This window comes from Snodgrassella sp. W8132, assembly GCF_016100865.1.
Lineage (GTDB): Bacteria > Pseudomonadota > Gammaproteobacteria > Burkholderiales > Neisseriaceae > Snodgrassella > Snodgrassella alvi.
The window spans coordinates 178,304-198,988 of record NZ_JACFRQ010000001.1; the positions used below are offsets into that span (position 1 = coordinate 178,304).

Here is a 20,685-nt window from a genome sequence, read left to right on the forward strand (position 1 = left end):
ATGCAAAGTATGGGTAATACTAGTTCTTTACGAAATTTGAAACAAAATTCTGAGAATGGAAATATATTTTCCACTTTCCAATTATATGAGCTATCATTACTATCTAAATCATCTGATTTAATTGAGAAAAAAAATTATTATTTTCAGAAATGTGTTGAATTTTTAGAAACCACAACACAAAAACATGATAATACTAATGATTATATAAGCCCTAAAAATCAATTTATTTTAGATTCTTTGGTTTTAAAAGATATAAGAAAATTTCATTCTTTTAAAACAAAATTTGAACGGGATTTAACCGTCATAATTGGAGAAAATGGCTCTGGTAAAACTACCATTTTAGAATGTATAGCAAAATCTTTAAGTTGGATTGTGGCAGGTTTAATTAAAGAAAATGCTAATGGTGACCGAATTGGTTATAGTGATATTAAAAATGAAGCAGAAGATTATGGAGAAATACAAACTAATTTTAAATTTGGAGAACAACGGTGTAGTGGCTCCATTGCGCGAGCAATTAAAGGAATGAGTGAGAAAAAGGATAGCTCAGTCAGCGATTTAAAGTTTTTAGCTGGTATATGGCGGGTTATCAATAACCAGCAATTAATTAATTTGCCATTATTTATATTTTATTCAGCTAAACGGTTTATAGGAGAATTTGACCGTACTTCAGAACAAATAAAAGATCGAGAAAATCGATTTGATGTTTATAATCAATGTTTAAAAAATGAAATTAAATTTATTGATTTTAAACAATGGTTTATTTATTTGTACAAAAAAGGAAAAAATATCCATTCAAATGATGCAAACGGTCTTTTAGAAAAAAAAATTAAACTAATTCTACATAAACAAGGTCAGAATGCAACTTCTTTATTGAGTCTGTTAGAAGAACACTTTCAAGTTGATGATGTAAACTTAAACGCAGAAAAAAATAATGCACTAGATAAGATTAAAACATTACAAAAAGCCATAACTGAATGTATACCAGAAATAAAAGAGATATATGTAGATATATCATCTGGTGTCGATGAAATCTATGTGCATATAAATGAAAAAAAAATCAATATTAATCAATTATCTGATGGTCAAAGAACATTTTTAGGTATAGTTGCAGATTTAACTTATCGTCTGTTAGTTCTGAATCCTAATCTAGAAAATCCATTAAATGGTCAAGGTATTGTACTTATTGATGAGATAGAATTACATTTACATCCTAAATGGCAGCAGCAAATACTAATTAATCTAACTAAAATTTTTCCTAACATTCAATTTATTGTCACAACACATAGCCCGCAGGTACTTTCAACTGTTTATAAAAGGCAAATTAGACAATTAATAGAATTAGCTAATGATGATTATGATGTGCAGCAGCCAGAATTGCAAACAAGAGGAGTAATGAGCTCTGATATTTTGGAAAGAATTATGGGAACATACTCTATTCCTGATGTAAAGGAATCTAATGATTTAAATAAATTACAACAGTATATACAAGAAGATAAATATAATACCCCTGAGGCAGAGCTATTGTACGATAGCCTAAAAAAACATTTTGGGGATAAACATCCAGAAATGTTAAATTGTGATAGATTAATTCAATTTAGAAAACTGATTGCGAAAAATAAATTCAGATAAAATATAATTGATTATGAAATATATACAGCGTACTCGGGAACCGCAAGCGTTGGAAAGCGCTAGAAAAAAATATTCTTCATGGAATGAATTGAAAAGAAATGATCACGATACTTATAACATAATTGCAGAAGAGCTCTATAGCATGCAGGAAGAATTATGTGCTTATTGTGAATGTAAATTAAGAAAAGAAGAAAAAAACTATCATGTAGAACATTTTAAATGCCGTCATCAATTTCCCAAGAATGAATTGGAATGGAATAATCTTTTTCTTTCCTGTAACGATAAAAATACTTGTGGGAAACATAAAGATAATTCTAAAACAGAGAATTATGATGTAAATCATCTAATAAAACCTGATATTGAAACTTATAATCCAAAACAATATTTTACTTACATATTGAATGGGAAAATTAGGGTTAGGTCAGATTTAAATTGTAGAGATGCACATAAAGCAGGAGAAACAATAAGAGTTTTCAATTTGAATGAAATTAATTTAGTTAATAGAAGAAAAAAAATTGGTAATTTCTTTACACAGATGCTCAATAGCCAGGATTATAATGACAATCCTGAATTTTTAGGAAATTTATTTAGACAAATGGATCAGTTTGAATTCCCTTCGTTTATTGATTCTCTATATTGTGCTGATCCGAATAAATAGCATTGCATAGTTTATTTTAAATTTTTATTTAATTTAAATATTTTTATTGAGGTAAAAGATTATTTGAAAATTTAGAAAAGCTTGATTTTACTTTCCGGCTAATAAGAATCGAATGTAACTATTTCCTAAAATGGTATAACAAGAAAATAGAACATTTTCAATGGTATTTTCAAAGAGAATTTCCATTTTAAAAGAAGCTGAAGCTGGCATTCCTATCAAAGAACTTTACCGTAAATATGCTAATGTATGCCGAACTAAGTTTACCTTTTCAGCTCCAGCAAGAAATAATAAGAAAAGCTACCCTGCCGACGGCAGTTCGTAAGAGTTGAGCATAAGTGCTAGAGCCACAACTAAATCAACAAAAAAATTCACATGATTGCTGTTCTTTTTGTTGGCTATTGGTGTTTTGAAGCAGCAGCGGTAGCATAAAAAAATATTGACGATAGACCTCTGCACCGCTTTATTTATTTTCCTAAAGATATGGTTGCATATGTGCGTAGTCAATTAACATCATAATAGCACAAAGGAGCTAATATATGACCTTCCTCTCAATTATATTAGCTCACTTGAAACTCTTTAAACTGCTTTCTTTATTTAGTGTAAATAAATATTATTTTTAATGTTAAAAATAATATTTAATCTAATTAATTCCTTTATTGATTCAATAGTTATTGACAACAAAATTTGTTTCCAACAATTTTAAAAATTATGTATTACTAAGTGATTAGGATAAATTACTGAATTTTAATTAATTGATAAGTTGATTGGTGGCGTTAATACTAGCATACCAATTGAGCTTTTAATGGTTAATCTCCAGTTATAATTACCAACAATTAATTTATCCCGTCGTTAAGTAAAATCATGAACAATGCTAAAAAGCGCTCTCAGATATGGTCGTCGATTCTTTGTTTAGCTTTTGCCGGATTTATTTTCAATACCACCGAATTTGTACCGGTTGGTTTACTGCCTAATATTGCAGAAAGCTTTTCGATGGATGTCGCTCATGCAGGGTTATTATTAACGATATATGCATGGGCAGTATCATTACTATCCTTACCCTTAACCGTATTAACATCCAGAATGGAGCGTCGTAAACTCCTTATTTTGCTGTTTTGTTTATTTATCGGCAGCCACTTATTAGCTGGCTTTGCCTGGAATTTTTATAGCTTAATGACAGCTCGTATTGGTATCGCTTGTGCACATGCTGTATTTTGGGCTATTACCACGCCTTTAGCTGTTCAATTGGCGCCGAATGGCAAAAAAGCCAAAGCAATGAGTTTTATCGTAGTTGGCACATCAATGGCAACGGTGCTCGGAATTCCTATTGGTACCAAAATAGGGGAATTAGTCGGTTGGCGTGTCACGTTTTTATGTATTGGTGGCATTGCCTTTGGTATTTTAGTTTTATTGATTTACTTACTTCCTAAAGTTCCTAGTATAAATACCATTTCAATCAAAAATCTGCCAAAAGTGTTAAAACGCCCGGCCTTACTCAATATTTACTTATTAACGGCTATTATTATCACAGGGCATTTTACTGCCTATACATACATCACGCCATTTATGATGAAAGTGGGCGGATTCAGTCAGGAAATTGTTGTCCATCTCTTATTGGTTATTGGATTTTCGGGCATGATTGGTAGTGTTATTTTTACTCGATACGCATGTAAATATCCGACAGCGATATTAGTTGTCCCCGTGATATTATTGATGGCGTGCTTATTATCACTCTATTTTAGCTCCTTTAGTCTCTACACCGCGATGATACAAGGCGTGATATGGGGATTAGCCATTACTATTATTGGTATGGTAATGCAAAGTAAAGTGATTGATGCAGCCCCTGATGCGACTGACATTGCCACATCTGTTTATTCAGGCATTTATAATATAGGTATCGGTGGAGGAGCCTTTGTCGGCAGCCAGGTATTAGTGAAACTGTCAACTCATTATATTGGGTTGGTTGGTGCTATTTTTGTTCTCCTCGCGTTAATACTTTTTTTCTTGTTATCCAGAAAAGCTTGGTAAAAAGCAAATAAGCGCGGGTATAACCAGCGCTTATTAATTTTGTTTATTGATTATAAGAATGTTTGAATCTATGCCGAAATTTGTTCTTGGAAATATTAGTAGATTGATCATACACAGTATTGGCAATAAAAGTACTGCGGATGGTGTGCGGCTGTGTGATAAATTAAGTAATTATGAAAATGTGGAAGAAACACTTAATAAATTAATTACTTCCAATTTTAAATTTGATGAGTTGTATCAGTTTCATTTTTTTCCTGATTTAGAGCTCAATCCGGTTTATACCATTATCAAAGCCATGTTTGAGCATACAGATATTGATGATTTTATTAATCAGTCTAAAAACATGGGGCGTTATCTGTATGATAAAAGTAATCATCCGCAAATTAAGCCCGGTGAATTGGGCGTATTTTATCTTGCCGACTGTACAGTAGATGATGAAGTAGTGGATTGTATTGGCATCTTTAAATCAGAAAACAAGCAAAAAATTCTGAAAGTTGAAGACCGGCAGAATGGTTATGATTTAGCTGATATTGAAGGATTAAGCATCCAGAAGCTGGATAAAGGCTGTCTGATTTTTAATCTGCATTCAGAGCAGGGCTATCTGGTTGCTGTTGTGGATAATACCAACAAACATGCAGAGGCCAAATACTGGACTGAAGATTTTTTAAGTATCAGACCTGTTAATAATGAATATCATCAGACTACTCAGATTATGGAAACAGCCAAGCAATTTATTGCTCAGACCATGGATGCTGATGATGAGGAGAGTAAATCAGAAAAAATCGGTTTGCTGAACAGGTCTGTTGATTATTTTAAAAATAATGAGCAGTTTGATTTGCAGGAGTTTGAGCAGCGGGTTTTTGCAAATGATGATCTGATTCAGCAATATCAGGATTTCAGCCAGAATTATGCGCAGGAAAATCAATTAGAACCGGTTAAAAGCTTTGCTATTTCTCCCAAAGCGGTAAAAAAGCAGGAGAAATATTTTAAAAGCGTGGTGAAGCTGGATAAAAATTTTCATATCTATATCCACGGTGGTAAAGATATGATTGAAAAAGGACGGGATGAAGACGGACGTAAGTTTTATAAGATTTATTATCAGGAAGAAAACTGATGATTAAAAGCTTGCGCAGTTAAGTCTGATAAGTGGTCCCGCCGACAGGAATCGAACCTGTATCGCACGCTTAGGAGGCATGTGTTCTATCCGTTGAACTACGGCGAGACTTTTTAAAAACAGGGCTATGGCTGAAATCTGCCATAGCCCGCTATTTTAAGAGATTCGGGCTAAAGATGCCAAGGCTAAATCTCGCATAGCCTGGGTGGTTTCATTAACCGGTAACTCATTCAGGCAGTTAATTGCGGCATCTACGGCTTTTTTTGCCTGCATAGTGCAATAAGCCAGTGCATCAGAGTTGATTACGTGATCGTGAATTTTGTTGAAATAGCTGCGGTCGGCGTGTTCCAGAGCATGGCGTACATCGGCTTTGGCCGCAGCACTGCCCTGATTAAGCAGGTAAATTAGCGGCAGGGTAGGTTTGCCCTCAGCCAGATCGTCGCCGACATTTTTACCAATGGTTTCTACATCACCGGCATAATCCAGTACATCATCGATAATCTGGAAAGCTGAGCCCAGATATGTACCGTAATATTTTAAAGCCAGTTCCTGTTGTTCTGTAGCCTTGGCAAGTATGGCACCTACCTGTGCCGCTGCCTGAAAAAGTTTGGCGGTTTTGTATTCGATTACCTGTAAATACTGTTCTTCAGTGACATCAATATTACCAATATTCATCAGCTGCATGACTTCACCTTCAGCAATGATATTGGTGGCTTCTGCCATCACTTCGAGAATACGCAGGCTGCCGGAGCCAACCATCAGCTGGAAGGCTCGTGTGTAGAGAAAATCGCCCACCAGTACAGCAGCGGCATTGCCAAACAGATTATTCGCAGTTTCCCGGCCGCGGCGCAGGTCGCTTTCATCCACTACATCGTCGTGCAGCAATGTGGAGGTATGGATAAATTCCACCATGGCGGCCAGTGAAAAAAGCGGGTCTTCTGTATAGCCCAGAGCTTTGCCGGCAAGGATGGTAATTATCGGGCGCAGGCGTTTACCGCCGGCACTGATAATATACTGGCCTATTTGTGAAATCAGGACAACTTCGGATTCAACAGCACGGTTGATTACCGCATTAACACGGTTTAAGTCTTCAGGCAGGTGTTTCTGGAAATAAGGCAGGTTCTCAAGCATGTGTTTAGTGTTTCTGCAACTGGTAATGATGATGTGTTTTAGCCATGTGTCCCCGAAACTGCCGGGCACTTTTGTGTATTATTATACTTGAAATTCATTTGGGAAATGAGAAAAGTTAGATTGGGTTAATAAAGATGCAAATGTGAATCGGTCAGGTAAATTATGCTGATATATACACAGGCCGGAACAGAAATTCTATGCTCAAAGCGGTGCATCCGTCAGAAATGGTAGTATATCCGGCAGCTGGTTAGCAGTTATGCTGCAATACTTGTAAAGTATTTTTGTGTGTTTGTACGGTAGACCGGAGAGCAAATTTTATGACAATGAATAATTCAGCTCAAGTCTGGGTATGGTAAATTATTAATATAAATCAGTTATGTAGTACTTCGCCATTTTATCCATTCATTTAGCGGAACTTAAAGCATTATTTAAAGAAGTTAATGCTAAAATAAATTGCATAAAATCAGGTGGATTACCAACCGTGCCGGAACTGCCTGAATGATAGGTTTCAGGATTAAATATGCGTTTCGGATTATAGGATAAAATCCAGTTATTCCAAGATTCATCTAATTGCATGCAATAAGGGCTTGGCATGGGGAGTGGCTGCGATAAAGCATTATGATAGTGAGTAACCGGTTGGTGATTATCCGGTAAGGTAAAACCGGTATTTGTCATATTTAAGGGAATGGTTATGCTGTTTTTTATTATTTCCTCTAATGATTGTTGAGTGACAGCAGTTAATACGCCATCTAAGACATCTAATGTCATAGTTTGAGCGGCTTGCTTTGGCTGTAACCAGTCTGTGAATGTAACGAGTCTTGCATATGCCCGGCGACACTATAAATAGCTTTCGGCAGGGCTTAATTTTTAATTGACTTAACTAATCTGAGCTATATATGCCATGAGATATTTATTATTGTTTTGACAGTAAAATCATGCGTTGATATAATCGCAAATTCCGTTTTTTGCGGAAATTTAATTTTTGTTTTTTAATTGAATTCCTATTGGAGTTGAGTATGTACGCGGTCGTAAAAACCGGCGGTAAACAATATAAAGTTGCCGTTGGCGAAAAATTAAAAGTAGAACAGATACCAGCAGAACTCGACAGCCAGATCGAACTGAATGAAGTTTTGATGATTGCTGACGGTGAAGCGGTGAAAGTGGGCATGCCTTTTATTGAGGGCGCTAAAGTAACCGCTAAAGTGGTTGCACATGGCCGTCACGATAAAGTACGTATTTTTAAAATGCGTCGTCGTAAACACTATCAGAAACGTCAGGGTCACCGCCAGAATTTTACCCAGATTGAAATCGTGGCGATTGCCTAATTGAGTGAAGGAATAACAGAATGGCACACAAAAAAGCAGGCGGTAGCTCCCGCAACGGTCGTGATTCAGAAGCCAAACGCCTGGGCGTTAAAGCCTTTGGTAATGAGCTGATTCCGGCTGGTTCAATTATTGTTCGTCAGCGCGGTACCCGTTTTCACGCGGGTGAAAATGTAGGTATGGGTAAAGACCACACTCTGTTCGCTAAAGTGGATGGTTATGTGGAATTTGCCGTTAAGGGCGCGCTGAACCGTAAAACCGTAAGTGTGCGTCCGTATACCGGCGCAGACGAGTAAGTTTTTACTGATGTTAAGCCCTGCCTTGTCTGGCAGGGCTTTTTTGTTATCAGGTCAGCTGGTGTGAAGAGGCAGCACAGATATTCTGTACTTTGGCTATAATCATGCTATGAGGTGTTCACAAGGGTATTACTGAGACTGGTTGCCCGGCATAAATATTGCAAACTGAGAATGATATGAAGTTTATTGATGAAGCAAAAATCGAGGTAGTTGCCGGCCGCGGCGGCAATGGTGCGGCCAGCTTCCGCCGCGAAAAATTTGTGCCTAAGGGCGGCCCCGATGGCGGTGATGGCGGCAGAGGCGGCAGTGTCTGGGCTGTAGCCGATGAAAATATTAATACCCTGGTGGAGTATCGTTTTGTTAAACGCTATCAGGCTAAAAACGGTGAAAAAGGTCATGGTTCAGACCGTTATGGTCGCGGAGCTGATGATATTGAGTTGAGAATGCCGGTAGGTACGCTGATTCGTGATGTTGATACGGAACAGGTTGTGGCGGATTTAACTCATCATGGTCAGAGGGTATGTCTGGCTAAAGGCGGTAAGGGTGGCTTAGGTAATATTCATTTTAAATCATCAGTAAACCGTGCTCCTAAGCAGGCCACACCCGGTGAAGAAGGTGAGGCGCGTAGTTTGTTGCTGGAGCTAAAAGTACTGGCAGATGTGGGTTTGCTCGGTATGCCGAATGCAGGGAAATCTACGCTGATTAGTGCAGTTTCGGCTGCACGGCCAAAAGTGGCTGATTATCCGTTTACAACGTTGCATCCTAATCTGGGGGTAGTACGCAGTGATGACAATCACAGTTTTGTTATGGCTGATATCCCTGGGTTGATTGAAGGTGCTGCTGAAGGTGCCGGTTTGGGGCACCGGTTTCTGAAACATTTGTCGCGTACCGGTTTGCTGCTGCATGTGGTGGATCTGGCTCCTTTCGATGAAGGTGTGGAACCGGCAGCAGAGGCGCTGGCGATTATTGAAGAGTTACGCCGTTATGATGAGGCTTTGCATGATAAACCGCGTTGGCTGGTGTTGAATAAAATTGATATGCTGGCTGATGATGAGCGTGCCGAACGTGTGGCTCAGTTTCTGGCAGATATTGGCTGGGATTACCCGCAGCCGGATGATCAGTTTGAATTTGATCTGACAACCCCGCGGGTATTTCAAATCAGTGGACTGGCACGTGAGGGTACGCAGGAGCTGGTGCAGACCATACAGCGTTATTTGGATGTGAAGCATGAATTACTGGCAAAACAGCAGGCTGAACAACCTGTTGTGGCGGAAGTGCCGGCTACAAACGGGTTGATACAGCCGGAATAATTCTGCTATCTGGATAATTGATGTAGCCACCTGTTGCAGGTGGCTTTTTTGTATTGGAATGAATCAGAAAATTGATGGTACTGAGAAATTAGTTTGCCCTTTTTCTGACAGTACGTCGACGAATAAAACGATATATCAATTGCAGGAGCAAGACGCTGACTAATGCCAGAACGGCAGCCATTGATATCTGATCTATTGTATATACCGTTGATTTTATCGGTGTGACTGTACCGGCGGTAGCCTGATAGGTGGCAATGGTAATGCTGCGTGATGTACGCAGGCTGGTTCGTATCAGCTGTTGTTGTGCGTTTTGTTCAATAACTTTATAACTAAAGGTATCGTTATCATTTTTCTGTTTGCTGCCGTCAGGCTTTTTAGCCAGAAAAGTGGTATTGGCCAGTGTGTACTGCTGAACGTAAGAATAGGGCAGGGCAAGAAATGAGCCGTCCGGTTCAAAGGCTGCAATAGTCAGATCGCGGTGCCATGGTTTGTGATTGGCCGCAGTTCTGCTGTCCTGACCGGCAAGCAGGAAAATAAATAAAATAAAGAAGCCGCAAAATAAAATCAGTTTAAGCAGTCGCTGTTTAAACTGACCGGAACGCTTCTGAGGCTGACTGGCTGCCGGATTATGCTGAGTACTCATGTAACTAACCACTGCTGATTGATTAAATTCAGTCTGAATAATGTCTGAAAGGTAATTTTACCTAATTTTTGGCCTGTGAAAGCTTATTATATTGTTATTAATACTCTGATACGGGTAAATAATTACCGATTTTATTGATTTTAATGGCATTCTGATTTGATGATTTATTTGTGTTCATCTTTTTTTCCGTGCCCGGTATGTTTGATAATGATGCCTCGCCGATGATAAATAATGGTATGACGGTCAAATGGAATTTGAATTTTCAGATGGAAATTATTATCATTAATTTTGGTTATTGTTAATCTGATACAGGAATGAGTGTATGAGTGAGCAACAGAATGTCGCTGAGCTTCAGGCTGCTGTAACACGTTTACAGCAATTAAATTCTCTGGTTCTGGCTACGGTAGCACAGGATGGTACCCCTCAGGCAAGCTATGCGCCTTTTGCTGAATATGATGGTTGTCTGTATATCTTATTATCCGGTCTGGCACCGCATACACAGAATTTGCAGCAACAGGAGCAGGCCAGTGTGATGCTGATTGAAGATGAAGCTTCGGCACGCAATATTTTTGCCCGTGCCCGGCTGAATTATACGGTATCGGTTACGGTAATTGAAAAAAACACAGCTGATGGCATTGCCGCTTTACAGGCAATGAAAACAAAACTGGGCAATACAGTAGATGTGCTGTCTGAATTGCCGGATTTCATGCTGTTTCGTCTGCAACTGGAAAAGGCTCGCCTTGTAACTGGCTTCGGCCGCGCTTATGTCTTTATGCCGGGTAAGGTTGATGGTGCAATACAGCTGACTGAAAAGAATGCTAAAACAGTGTGATGACGCTGTGCGCAGCGATTGCTCGGTAAAAATGGTTAAAATCCCGTACAATAGTCGTTTTATTCGGACAAACCGGAGCTGCGTGCATGTGGTGTTGGCCTAAACGAATTTGGGTAATTATCCATACGGTGTATGTATATGGTCTGCTGGATCTGGTTCAGCAGCATGTACATCCGTCATGGCTGCAAAGGCTGATACGTTTACTGCCGCGCGGACGCAAATACCGGCAGTTGGATGCAGCGGTACGGTTGCGTCTGGCTTTGGAAGGTCTGGGTCCGATTTTTGTTAAATTTGGTCAGGTATTATCCACCCGGCCGGATTTAATCCCTGCTGATTACGCGCGTGAGCTGGCCTTACTGCAGGACAGGGTGCCGCCATTTGCCAGTGATGTGGCAATCCGGGTGATTGAAACTGAGCTGGGCAGGCCGCTGGCAGAAATTTACGCCCGCTTTAATCCGCAGCCGGTAGCCAGTGCATCTATTGCTCAAGTTCATGAAGCCTATTTATTCAATGAGGCCGGCGGTATCGGTCAAAAGGTTGCAGTAAAAGTTCTGCGTCCTGACATCGCGCCGGTTATTGATCAGGATTTAGCTCTGATGGCTGTAGGAGCGCGCTGGGTAGAATGGCTGTTTGCAGATGGTAAACGCTTAAAGCCACGCGAAGTAGTCGCAGAGTTTAAGAATTATTTGCATGATGAGCTTGATCTGATGCGGGAAGCCGCAAATGCCAGCCTGCTCGGGCGGCAGTTCAGTAAAAGCACTATGCTGATTATTCCGGCTGTTTACTATAATTATTGTGCGCGTCGGGTGCTGACAATTGAATGGATGGACGGTACTCCGGTTGCCAGTACCGATAAGTTGCGTGAAAAGAATATAGATTTGCACCAGCTGGCACGCTATGGGGTAGAAATATTCTTTACTCAGGTATTTGACAACGGTTTTTTCCATGCGGATATGCATCCGGGCAATATTATGGTCGCAGATGACGGCAGGTATATTGCACTGGATTTTGGTATTGTCGGCACGTTAACAGATTATGATAAGCGCTATCTGGCAATTAATTTTCTGGCGTTTTTCAATCGTGATTATCATCGGGTGGCCACTGCGCATGTGGAATCCGGCTGGGTACCGGCAGATACGCGAGTGGAGGAGCTGGAAGCAGCAGTGCGTGCTGTATGTGAACCGATTTTCAATAAACCGCTGGCAGAAATTTCTTTTGGTATGGTGCTGATGCGGTTGTTTGAAACCAGTCGTCGTTTTAATGTGGAAATTCAGCCGCAGCTGGTGCTGCTGCAAAAAACATTACTTAATATAGAGGGACTGGGAAGACAGCTGGATCCTCAGCTGGATTTATGGGCAACTGCCAAACCGTTTCTGACCCGCTGGATGCATAACCAGATTGGTCTGAAAGCGCTATGGAAAACGCTAAAGCAGGAAGCACCGGACTGGGCGCAAATGCTGCCTGCACTGCCGCGTAAACTTAATGCCCTTGTAGATGAAAAGCGTCAGCTTGAATGGCGTGATGCCTATATTCATCTGCTGCGTACACAGCGGCAGATGAATTTCTGGCTGGCGGTAATTGCTCTGGTGATGCTGGCAGTTTTTCTCTTTAAATAAAATTTAACTGTGTTTTCAATGTGAAGTTGTCGGGTATCAGCTTGCGGTGCTGAGATGGTAACCGTTATGGTTCAGCTGGTCTTTGGTTAATAATTGTACTGTTTTTATATTGTTCTTATGCTGAAATCTGCTTATAGTTATATGCGGTGCTTTAAGGTACGGATTTCGGGTTATAATTTTGTCATTGTTTTAGCTCGCGGTTCATCCGCAGTATCTCATCTGTAAAGGAGTAGCCTTGTGTCGCGTGTGTATCCTTATCCTTTGATTGCTAAGGAAGGCTGGCCGTTTATTATTGGCAGCCTGGTGCTGAGCATATTAACTTTTTTCTGGTGCGGATGGTGGTCGCTGCCTTTATGGGTGCTGACAGCATTTGTGGTGCAGTTTTTTCGTGATCCTGCCCGTGATATTCCTGCAAATCCCGAAGATGTGCTGAGTCCGGCAGACGGACGTATTGTGGTTGTGGAAAAAACTACCGATCCGTACCGTGGTGTGAATGCTCTTAAAATCAGTGTATTTATGAATGTATTCAATGTGCATTCTAACCGCAGCCCTATTGATGGCAAAGTGGAGCGTGTTGATTATTTTAAAGGCAGCTTTCTGAACGCTGCACTGGATAAAGCCAGTGCACAAAATGAACGTAATGCAGTTCTTGCGGTAACCAAAACCGGCCGGCCGGTAACATTTGTACAGGTTGCAGGTCTGGTAGCACGGCGTATTCTGTGCTACGTAAATGCGCATGATTTATTACATCGCGGTGACCGCTATGGTTTTATCCGCTTTGGTTCGCGGGTAGATGTTTATTTGCCGGAAGATGCTACTGCGCTGGTGGCTATTGGTGATAAGGTCAGTGCCAGCAGTACAGTACTGGCAACTTTGCCATTGCAGGCTCCTGATATCAGTGCTGAACCGCAAAGTAATACTGAAGAACATGCAGATCTGGTCACAGAAGCTGCTAATCGGGCAGCAGCTGCCGCACGGCATGTACTGTCTCAGGAATAAAGGCTATTAATTGTTATACAGGCTGTTTGTCCTTTGTAAGGTCAGGCAGCCTGTTGTCGTTCAAACCGGTAAATGATGAGCAGATTCTATAAGACCAATTTATCTGAGCAGCAGCCAGAGCGGGTGCTGCTGGTAGGGGTATTGCTGGATAAGGATTTTCCGGTTGCTGCCGGGCGCCGGACAGTATTGTTTGAGTCGGCACTGGCTGAAGCTGAGGAGCTGGTACGTGCTACCGGAGCAGATTTAGTGGAAGTTGTGCCGTGTAAACGTCAGCAGCCGGACAGTGCATTGTTTGTGGGTAAAGGCAAAGCAGAAGAACTGGCACAAACAGTAGCTGAAGCCGGAATTGATCTGTTGGTCTTTAACCATGCGCTGACGCCTACGCAGGAGCGTAATCTTGAAAGGCTGCTCCAGTGCAGGGTATTAGATCGGGTTGGCTTGATTCTCGCTATATTTGCCCGTCGTGCACAAAGTCAGGAGGGGCGCTTGCAGGTGGAGCTGGCTCAGTTGGTTCATTTATCCAGCCGGCTGGTGCGTGGTTATGGTCATTTGCAGAGCCAGAGAGGCGGTATTGGTTTACGCGGCCCGGGTGAGACACGTCTGGAAACTGACCGCCGTCTGATCAGGCAGAAAATTACCCGTCTGCGCCAGCAATTGCAGCAGGTGCGCCGGCAGCGGGCAACTCAGCGTAAAAGCCGGTATCAGGGTACACTGCCGGCCTTTGCGCTGGTGGGCTATACCAATGTAGGCAAATCCAGTCTGTTTAACCGTTTAACCAAAGCTCAGGTCATGGCAGAAGACCAGCTGTTTGCCACCCTGGATAATACAGTGCGCCGTTTGTATCTGAATGACCAGACCAGTGTTTTATTATCCGATACTGTGGGTTTTATTCGCGATTTACCGCACGGACTGGTGGCTGCTTTTGCGGCGACACTGGAGGAAACTGCGCTGGCTGATGTGCTGCTGCATGTGGTGGATATTACCCATCCGGAATTTGAGCGGCAAATAGATGCTGTGAATACGGTATTACAGGAAATTGGTGCAGAAAACATACCTCAGCTGATTATTTATAATAAAATTGATAAATTGCCTGCTGAACAAAGAATGCAGGGGATTGTGCGTGATATACATGGTCGTCCGCAGGCTGTTTATATATCGGTACAGGATGGCAGCGGACTGGATGATTTACGTACAGCTATGATAGAAATGGCAGGTATGAAATATGCACAACATAATAAACAGGATGAGTATTAATATTGCCTGTTGAGGATTTAGCTGAATATGACTCAAGAAAAAAATGATGTAATTAAACCAAATCGCCCCCATCGTCCGAACCGGCGCCGCCGGCTGCGAGATAACAGTATTTACTTGCTGCCTAATGCATTTACGCTGGCGGCGCTGTTTGCCGCTTTTTATGCCATTACACAGTCGATGCATGGTCATTATGAAGTTGCAGCGATTGCGGTATTTATTTCTATGCTGCTGGATGGTATGGACGGACGGGTTGCCCGTCTGACTAACAGTCAGAGTGCTTTTGGTGAACAGCTCGACAGTCTGGCTGATATGGTAAGTTTCGGGGTGGCTCCTGCCTTGATTGCGTATAAATGGCAGTTATTTCATTTTGGTAAAATCGGTTACTCGGTAGCATTTATTTATTGTGCCTGTGCGGCCTTGCGGCTGGCATTGTTCAATACTTTGATTGGTAAAGTAAGTAAGAAATGGTTTATCGGAATTCCCAGCCCGACGGCAGCTGCACTGGTAATCGGCTTAATCTGGGTAAGCCATACTTTTCAGGGTTTACCTCATGTAGACTGGTTGTGCCTGATTATTACTCTGTTTGGCGGTTTATCCATGGTGGTTCAGATACCGTTCTGGTCATTCAAGGAAATTAATGTTTATCGTAAAGTACCTTTTTTTGTAATGATTCTGGCTGTTATTGGCTTACTGGTAGTGACATGGGAACCATCAGTAGTGCTGTTTGCCTTTTTTCTGCTCTATAGTTTGTCCGGTTATGTGATGTTTATCTGGCGCTTGCTGACTAAACGCAAATTTCAGCCAGAATAATGATGAGCACTTTCTATTGCTGAAAAAATAAGCTGATATATTGATTAAAGGAGAATAGTAATGGCAGTTAATTTGTCCGTGCCTGCTGATGAGCAGATTTTAGCCATTGACGGCGTGCAGGTATTTGTCGGACAGGCCGGAATCAAAAAACCGGAACACGATGATTTAACGCTTATTGTGCTTAACGGAATAAACAGCATCGGCGCTGTATTTACCCAAAACCGTTTTTGTGCTGCACCGGTGCAGATTGCTAAACAGCATCTGGCTACAGACGCCGGAGTGCGTGCACTGGTAATCAATACAGGTAATGCCAATGCCGGTACAGGCAAACAAGGGCTGGATGATACGCAGTTGATATGTGACAAGGTTGCACAGCAGATTGGTTGCAGTGCATCAGAGGTTTTACCGTTTTCTACCGGTGTGATTCTCGAACCCTTGCCGGTAGATAAAATTGTGGCTGCTTTGCCGAAAGTGAAAGTTGTACACTGGCCGCGGGCTGCTGCTGCCATTATGACTACGGATACTGTTCCTAAAATGGCCAGCCGTACAGTTTATATTAACGGGCATAAAGTACGTTTCACCGGTATTGCCAAAGGTTCCGGCATGATTCATCCAAATATGGCTACTATGCTCGGATTTGTGTTTACTGATGCGGCTATAGCCCAGCCATTGTTGCAGCAAATGGTAGCTGAAGTAGCAGCCACATCTTTTAATGCGATTACTGTTGACGGAGATACTTCTACTAATGACAGTTTTGTGGTGGTAGCCACAGGTAAGTCTCAGCTGGGGCGGATAGAGTCAGTAGCCGGAAAAGATTACTTAGCCGTCAAAACTGTACTGGCTGATCTGGCACTGGAACTGGCACAGGCGATCGTACGTGACGGTGAGGGCGCAACCAAGTTTATTACTATTGATGTACGCAATGCTCTGACTGAAGCAGAGGCCAGACAGGTAGGCTATGCTGTTGCCCGTTCACCATTGGTAAAAACAGCTTTTTATGCCAGTGATCCGAATCTGGGGCGTATTTTATGCGCAATCGGTTATGCAGGTATTGCTGATTTGGATGTGGCAGCAATTAAGGTATATCTGGGTGAAGTGCTGGTGGCAGAAAATGGAGGCCGGGCTGCCAGCTATACAGAAGAGGCTGGTCAGCAGGTAATGGCACAGAATGAAATTACCGTAACCATTGATCTGGCACGTGCGGAAGCACGGGCAAAGATTTACACTTGTGATTTATCCAGAGAGTATGTGACGATTAATGCCGATTATCGCAGCTAAGCTGTACTGAATCAGCAATTACTGAACCCGCGTTTAACGCGGGTTCAGTGCTTTAAAGGATTTCTTTTTGTACAGCTGTTAGTTTGATTTCTACTTTCCAGTCAGGGTTAGCAAGCGCAGCTTGTATACAGGCTCGTGCCGGCGCTCTTCCCGGTGTAACCCAGTTATCCCATGCCTGATTCATGCCTTCATATTCCTGCATATTGCTCAGGTAAATTACAGCTTCACAAATATGTTGCTTATCACTGCCACATGCTTGCAGAATAGTATCTATCTGTGCCAGAACATTGGCAGTTTGCGCAGTGATGTCGCCATCTTCATTAGTTGGAACTTGTCCTGCAAGAAATATCAGGCCGTTAACAATGGTGGCTTCTGCCAGGCGGTTACCGCTCTCGTAAAATTTAATACTCATAAAATTCAATACCCATATACTGGTTCTTGTGAAAATAGCCTGAGCTACAATGTTATTTGTTACTGCAAGAATTTATTTTGTGGCCGGGCAATACTGGCCTGAAAAAAAACAGACAGCAAAAGAATATAAGCAATGCCTTTTTATATCAATACTATCTTCTGAATCTATCGAGATATCGCTATATGATAACCATCATTTTTCATTAAGTAGTAAAATAATAATCCGTTATCTTTGCCTGAGTTGATGAAAATAATTGATGAGTAAAAGTAAATTTCCGGTTACTCCTGCTATCCGTTTTTTGCGTGCTCACCAGATACCGTTTGAACCGCGTGAGTATGCTTATGTTGAGCATGGCGGAACAGCACAATCAGCATTAGCGCTGGGCGTAGACGAGCATGCAGTGATCAAAACCATTGTGCTGCAAAATGAGCATAAGCAAGGTTTGATTGTGCTGATGCATGGCGACCGGCATATATCTACCCGACAACTGGCACGTGAGCTAGGTATGAAGCATATAGAACCAGCCAGCCCTCAGCAAGCTAATAAATGGACTGGTTATCTGGTTGGTGGAACCAGTCCTTTTGGCAACAAGGCCGGATTACCGGTGTATGTTGAAAAAAGTATTTATTCTTTACCACTGATTTATATTAATGGGGGTAAGCGTGGATTTCTGGTACAGATGCAGCCAGAATATCTGGCCTGCCTGCAGCCGCAATCAGTGCAGGTGGCAACAGAGACGGAATAATATCGGCAAACAAACAGGCCGGACGTGAAAGTCTGGCCTGTTTGTTTGCTGGCTAATAGAAATTTTTATTTAATTAGTCCGCGCTGATAAGAGTTATTAAAAGGCTGATAATTATGATCATGCAGCTGCTGGGCTGCTTCGGTTAACCAGTTGGTATTACGTAATAACACCCTTCCTTCCATAATCAAATCTGCCTGACCGGTTTGTAAAATATATTCAGCCAGATCAGGGCTATCCAGCAGGCCAACGGTTGCTACTGGAATATTGACTACTTGCTTCATGGCAGTCGCAAAAGGTGTCTGATAACCGCCATGCACCGGGATATCTGGAGCGTAATCCATAACACCGCCGGTGGATACATCAATAACATCTATGCCGTCACGTTCTAGCCACTGACATATTTCCTGCCAGTCGGCAATACTGTTTTGCTGACCGGTTTTGTCATAGTCGGATAAAGACATGCGTACCCATAATGAACCGGAAAATACTGCACGCATTTCGAGAGTAATTTCGTGCAGAAGACGATAACGATTCACTAAAGAACCGCCATATTCATCGGTACGCTGATTGCTCAGCGGTGAAAGAAATTCACTGATTAGATAACCATGTGCAGCATGGATTTCAATTACATCCACACCGGCTTGCCGGGCTCGTCTGGCTGCAGCAATAAAATCTTCTTTGATTTGTGTGATTTCCGGTTTACTCAATGCTTTTGGCGTTTTCGAGCTGCTATTAAAAGGAATAGCACTGGGTGCAACTGGCTGTAATGCATCTGAAGCTTTGCGTCCGGCATGTGCCAGCTGCACACCTACTTTGCTGTTCAGATAATGTAGTGAATCAACCAGCTGAGTGAATTTTTCTGTCTGACTATCATCCCATAAACCTAAATCGTGTTTGGTAATTCGTCCGTCCGGCTGTACGGCAGTGGCTTCTATAATAATCAGACCGACATTGGCAATGGCACGTGCGCCATAATGTGCAAAATGAAAAGGTGTAACGATACCGTCTTCCTTTTTTACTTCATACATGCACATTGGTGCCATAACTACTCGGTTTTTCAGATTTAAATTACCAATGGTTATAGGAGATAATAATAATGACATTGATTGTTCCTTTTGATTATCTGATTCCTGATTGGGTGCAGTAAGTAATGTATAAAAACAATATTCAGATTATTTTTATTGATTTATTACTTCTTATCCAGTTCTCTGAATGATATCTGACAGGCAGATACAGCCTGCTATCAGCATATATTTCATCAAGTTCATCATATAATAATATCTTGTTTGATAAACATAATTAATTATTATTTACTTACAAATAAAACTTATTTGTAATTTAAATTATCTATAATTTGTGACACAAATCCCCATATATGAATCCCTGCCAGTCTACGTCAATATCTTTTCCAAATGCGATGACTTTAAATAACTCGCCCATTTCATGTGCATCCAGCAGGGTATGACAGGCTGAAGCAGTCTGAATGTATGCATTTTTTTCCGGTTTACCGGTTTTTGTGAGTAATTCGGTTATACCCAGATTAAGCAGAAATGTTGCCTGATTGGTATAACCAATTAAGTCCAGATGATTATCAATGCCGGCATCAGCAATACGGGTGAAATTAACATGAGCTGTTAAGTCAGTGAGTCCGGGATAAAAGAACGGATCATGAACGGTATGATGCCGGTAGTGACCGATTAACGTACCCTGACGACGCTGAACATGATAATACTGTGCTGTGTCAAAGCCATAATCAATCCATATCATTGCTCCGCGTTTCAGCTTTTGTGCCAGTGTTGCTACAAAAGCATATTGTTGCGGATGCAGCTCAGACTGATAAGATTCTGCTGTATCAGGGAAAGTTTCCATGACCTGTTGTATTGCTGCGCTGCTAGCAGGTTTATCCTGCCAGATAAACTGGTTATCCAGCCAGCTAACGCCCATTTCTGTTATCTGATTTGCCTGACGGCGATAGACCGGAACAGGCATGGCATCCAGAACTTCGTTTCCTATCAGGATACCGTCAAACTGTTCAGGTAACTTAGTCAGGTGTGTAACTTTATGTATCTGATCAGGTGCATGAGTCTGAATATATTCTCTCTGACGCTGCGCCAGTTCTGCAGAAAGTTCAATAATGTAATAGTGCTGAAAGTGCTGGCTGTGCAGAGCTGGTAATACAGATGCTGCCAGATGACCGGTTCCTGCACCGAATTCATAAATATTGCCTGCTGTTTGTGGCAATAGTGCATCTAATTGATGCGCCAGCGTCTGCCCGAACAAAGGAGTCAGAACAGGTGCAGTAATAAAGTCGCCATCACGACCGAATTTTTGTGCTCCGCCGGTGTAATAACCATAGTCAGGCGTATACAGTGCCATTTGCATGTAGTCGGCAAAAGAAAGCCAGTTATTTTGCTGCCGGATTTTCTGCTGAATAAGTTCAGATAATTTCTGCGAACTGATTAATGCAGCATTTTCAGGAGTGGGTAAATTATCCATAGGATAGATGATGGAAATTGTAAAGAAGATGGTCATTATAAACGCTGATTTTGGCTTATGTTGACCCTGGTCAAGTGTCTGAAAAGGCACATAGGGACTGGATTGGATGATTATT

20 protein-coding genes and 1 tRNA gene are annotated in these 20,685 nt (G+C 41.6%); 14 read left to right on the top strand and 7 right to left on the bottom strand.

Going from position 1 to position 20,685, the window contains the following annotated elements; translation table 11 throughout:
- The 4 genes from ptuA (at window position 1) to H3U82_RS00850 (ending at window position 5,426) form a co-directional block, all read left to right on the top strand.
- Window positions 1–1,629 (top strand): retron Ec78 anti-phage system effector ATPase PtuA, encoded by a 1,629-nt coding sequence (gene ptuA / locus H3U82_RS00835; RefSeq protein ID WP_025331265.1) that lies wholly within the window; start codon window positions 1–3, stop codon window positions 1,627–1,629.
- A 13-nt stretch (window positions 1,630–1,642) separates the two neighbouring features.
- Window positions 1,643–2,287 (top strand): retron Ec78 anti-phage system effector HNH endonuclease PtuB, encoded by a 645-nt coding sequence (ptuB, locus tag H3U82_RS00840; protein ID WP_304944956.1) that lies wholly within the window; start codon window positions 1,643–1,645, stop codon window positions 2,285–2,287.
- 861 nt (window positions 2,288–3,148) lie between these two features.
- Window positions 3,149–4,312, top strand: a complete 1,164-nt coding sequence (locus H3U82_RS00845; protein WP_198208744.1) for a sugar transporter — start codon at window positions 3,149–3,151, stop codon at window positions 4,310–4,312.
- A gap of 58 nt (window positions 4,313–4,370) precedes the next feature.
- Window positions 4,371–5,426 carry a nucleoid-associated protein gene (locus tag H3U82_RS00850; RefSeq protein WP_198208745.1) on the top strand — a complete coding sequence of 352 codons (1,056 nt, stop codon included), beginning with the start codon at window positions 4,371–4,373 and terminating at the stop codon, window positions 5,424–5,426.
- A 33-nt stretch (window positions 5,427–5,459) separates the two neighbouring features.
- Here H3U82_RS00850 and H3U82_RS00855 read toward each other — a convergent pair.
- From H3U82_RS00855 to H3U82_RS00865, 3 genes are all read right to left on the bottom strand, one after another.
- Window positions 5,460–5,534, bottom strand: a tRNA-Arg gene (locus H3U82_RS00855).
- Between the two features lie 48 nt (window positions 5,535–5,582).
- Window positions 5,583–6,557 (bottom strand): polyprenyl synthetase family protein, encoded by a 975-nt coding sequence (locus tag H3U82_RS00860; protein WP_174832091.1) that lies wholly within the window; start codon window positions 6,555–6,557, stop codon window positions 5,583–5,585.
- Between the two features lie 402 nt (window positions 6,558–6,959).
- Window positions 6,960–7,325: a serine hydrolase gene (locus tag H3U82_RS00865; RefSeq protein WP_174830557.1), complete on the bottom strand. Its 366-nt coding sequence runs from the start codon at window positions 7,323–7,325 to the stop codon at window positions 6,960–6,962.
- Window positions 7,326–7,573: 248 nt separating this feature from the next.
- On the opposite strand from H3U82_RS00865, the gene rplU reads away from it, so the two are divergent.
- The 3 genes from rplU to obgE all read left to right on the top strand — a co-directional run bounded on the left by rplU (window position 7,574) and on the right by obgE (window position 9,485).
- On the top strand, window positions 7,574–7,882 hold the full coding sequence (gene rplU / locus H3U82_RS00870; RefSeq protein ID WP_198208746.1) for a 50S ribosomal protein L21: 309 nt from the start codon (window positions 7,574–7,576) through the stop codon (window positions 7,880–7,882).
- Window positions 7,883–7,902: 20 nt separating this feature from the next.
- Window positions 7,903–8,175, top strand: coding sequence for a 50S ribosomal protein L27 (gene rpmA, locus H3U82_RS00875; RefSeq protein ID WP_025331257.1), 273 nt, complete (start codon window positions 7,903–7,905; stop codon window positions 8,173–8,175).
- 176 nt (window positions 8,176–8,351) lie between these two features.
- Window positions 8,352–9,485: a GTPase ObgE gene (gene obgE / locus H3U82_RS00880; RefSeq protein ID WP_198208747.1), complete on the top strand. Its 1,134-nt coding sequence runs from the start codon at window positions 8,352–8,354 to the stop codon at window positions 9,483–9,485.
- An 88-nt stretch (window positions 9,486–9,573) separates the two neighbouring features.
- On the opposite strand, the gene H3U82_RS00885 is transcribed toward obgE, so the two are convergent.
- Window positions 9,574–10,128, bottom strand: a complete 555-nt coding sequence (locus H3U82_RS00885; RefSeq protein WP_174830555.1) for a hypothetical protein — start codon at window positions 10,126–10,128, stop codon at window positions 9,574–9,576.
- A gap of 322 nt (window positions 10,129–10,450) precedes the next feature.
- Between H3U82_RS00885 and H3U82_RS00890 the strand changes: the two genes are divergently transcribed.
- From H3U82_RS00890 to argJ, 6 genes are all read left to right on the top strand, one after another.
- On the top strand, window positions 10,451–10,960 hold the full coding sequence (locus H3U82_RS00890) for a HugZ family protein (RefSeq protein ID WP_025331254.1): 510 nt from the start codon (window positions 10,451–10,453) through the stop codon (window positions 10,958–10,960).
- Between the two features lie 86 nt (window positions 10,961–11,046).
- Window positions 11,047–12,576 (top strand): ubiquinone biosynthesis regulatory protein kinase UbiB, encoded by a 1,530-nt coding sequence (gene ubiB, locus H3U82_RS00895; RefSeq protein ID WP_198208755.1) that lies wholly within the window; start codon window positions 11,047–11,049, stop codon window positions 12,574–12,576.
- 237 nt (window positions 12,577–12,813) lie between these two features.
- Window positions 12,814–13,575, top strand: a complete 762-nt coding sequence (locus H3U82_RS00900) for a phosphatidylserine decarboxylase (RefSeq protein ID WP_041878867.1) — start codon at window positions 12,814–12,816, stop codon at window positions 13,573–13,575.
- Window positions 13,576–13,650: 75 nt separating this feature from the next.
- Window positions 13,651–14,829, top strand: a complete 1,179-nt coding sequence (gene hflX, locus H3U82_RS00905) for a GTPase HflX (RefSeq protein ID WP_198208757.1) — start codon at window positions 13,651–13,653, stop codon at window positions 14,827–14,829.
- A gap of 27 nt (window positions 14,830–14,856) precedes the next feature.
- Entirely contained in the window at window positions 14,857–15,639 is a 783-nt protein-coding gene (pssA, locus tag H3U82_RS00910) for a CDP-diacylglycerol--serine O-phosphatidyltransferase (RefSeq protein ID WP_198208759.1), read from the top strand.
- Window positions 15,640–15,699: 60 nt separating this feature from the next.
- Window positions 15,700–16,917: a bifunctional glutamate N-acetyltransferase/amino-acid acetyltransferase ArgJ gene (gene argJ, locus H3U82_RS00915; protein ID WP_198208761.1), complete on the top strand. Its 1,218-nt coding sequence runs from the start codon at window positions 15,700–15,702 to the stop codon at window positions 16,915–16,917.
- Between the two features lie 52 nt (window positions 16,918–16,969).
- Here argJ and H3U82_RS00920 read toward each other — a convergent pair whose 3' ends face one another.
- On the bottom strand, window positions 16,970–17,329 hold the full coding sequence (locus H3U82_RS00920) for a RidA family protein (protein WP_174830553.1): 360 nt from the start codon (window positions 17,327–17,329) through the stop codon (window positions 16,970–16,972).
- Window positions 17,330–17,585: 256 nt separating this feature from the next.
- Here H3U82_RS00920 and ybaK point away from each other — a divergent pair, with 256 nt between their 5' ends.
- Window positions 17,586–18,074, top strand: a complete 489-nt coding sequence (gene ybaK, locus H3U82_RS00925) for a Cys-tRNA(Pro) deacylase (RefSeq protein ID WP_025331248.1) — start codon at window positions 17,586–17,588, stop codon at window positions 18,072–18,074.
- Window positions 18,075–18,139: 65 nt separating this feature from the next.
- On the opposite strand, the gene H3U82_RS00930 is transcribed toward ybaK, so the two are convergent.
- Window positions 18,140–19,177 (bottom strand): NADH:flavin oxidoreductase/NADH oxidase, encoded by a 1,038-nt coding sequence (locus H3U82_RS00930; protein WP_084563388.1) that lies wholly within the window; start codon window positions 19,175–19,177, stop codon window positions 18,140–18,142.
- A gap of 244 nt (window positions 19,178–19,421) precedes the next feature.
- Window positions 19,422–20,606 (bottom strand): class I SAM-dependent methyltransferase, encoded by a 1,185-nt coding sequence (locus H3U82_RS00935; RefSeq protein ID WP_370524404.1) that lies wholly within the window; start codon window positions 20,604–20,606, stop codon window positions 19,422–19,424.
- Between the last annotated feature and the right edge of the window lie 79 nt (window positions 20,607–20,685).

Excerpts from the sequence above, each read along its gene's own strand:
- ptuA (WP_025331265.1), top strand. The coding sequence starts at position 1 with ATGCAAAGTATGGGTAATACTAGTTCTTTACGAAATTTGAAACAAAAT.
- ptuB (WP_304944956.1), top strand. The coding sequence starts at position 1,643 with ATGAAATATATACAGCGTACTCGGGAACCGCAAGCGTTGGAAAGCGCT.
- H3U82_RS00845 (WP_198208744.1), top strand. The coding sequence starts at position 3,149 with ATGAACAATGCTAAAAAGCGCTCTCAGATATGGTCGTCGATTCTTTGT.
- H3U82_RS00850 (WP_198208745.1), top strand. The coding sequence starts at position 4,371 with ATGTTTGAATCTATGCCGAAATTTGTTCTTGGAAATATTAGTAGATTG.
- H3U82_RS00860 (WP_174832091.1), bottom strand. The coding sequence starts at position 6,557 with ATGCTTGAGAACCTGCCTTATTTCCAGAAACACCTGCCTGAAGACTTA.
- H3U82_RS00865 (WP_174830557.1), bottom strand. The coding sequence starts at position 7,325 with ATGACATTAGATGTCTTAGATGGCGTATTAACTGCTGTCACTCAACAA.
- rplU (WP_198208746.1), top strand. The coding sequence starts at position 7,574 with ATGTACGCGGTCGTAAAAACCGGCGGTAAACAATATAAAGTTGCCGTT.
- rpmA (WP_025331257.1), top strand. The coding sequence starts at position 7,903 with ATGGCACACAAAAAAGCAGGCGGTAGCTCCCGCAACGGTCGTGATTCA.
- obgE (WP_198208747.1), top strand. The coding sequence starts at position 8,352 with ATGAAGTTTATTGATGAAGCAAAAATCGAGGTAGTTGCCGGCCGCGGC.
- H3U82_RS00885 (WP_174830555.1), bottom strand. The coding sequence starts at position 10,128 with ATGAGTACTCAGCATAATCCGGCAGCCAGTCAGCCTCAGAAGCGTTCC.
- H3U82_RS00890 (WP_025331254.1), top strand. The coding sequence starts at position 10,451 with ATGAGTGAGCAACAGAATGTCGCTGAGCTTCAGGCTGCTGTAACACGT.
- ubiB (WP_198208755.1), top strand. The coding sequence starts at position 11,047 with ATGTGGTGTTGGCCTAAACGAATTTGGGTAATTATCCATACGGTGTAT.
- hflX (WP_198208757.1), top strand. The coding sequence starts at position 13,651 with ATGAGCAGATTCTATAAGACCAATTTATCTGAGCAGCAGCCAGAGCGG.
- pssA (WP_198208759.1), top strand. The coding sequence starts at position 14,857 with ATGACTCAAGAAAAAAATGATGTAATTAAACCAAATCGCCCCCATCGT.
- argJ (WP_198208761.1), top strand. The coding sequence starts at position 15,700 with ATGGCAGTTAATTTGTCCGTGCCTGCTGATGAGCAGATTTTAGCCATT.
- H3U82_RS00920 (WP_174830553.1), bottom strand. The coding sequence starts at position 17,329 with ATGAGTATTAAATTTTACGAGAGCGGTAACCGCCTGGCAGAAGCCACC.
- ybaK (WP_025331248.1), top strand. The coding sequence starts at position 17,586 with ATGAGTAAAAGTAAATTTCCGGTTACTCCTGCTATCCGTTTTTTGCGT.
- H3U82_RS00930 (WP_084563388.1), bottom strand. The coding sequence starts at position 19,177 with ATGTCATTATTATTATCTCCTATAACCATTGGTAATTTAAATCTGAAA.
- H3U82_RS00935 (WP_370524404.1), bottom strand. The coding sequence starts at position 20,606 with ATGACCATCTTCTTTACAATTTCCATCATCTATCCTATGGATAATTTA.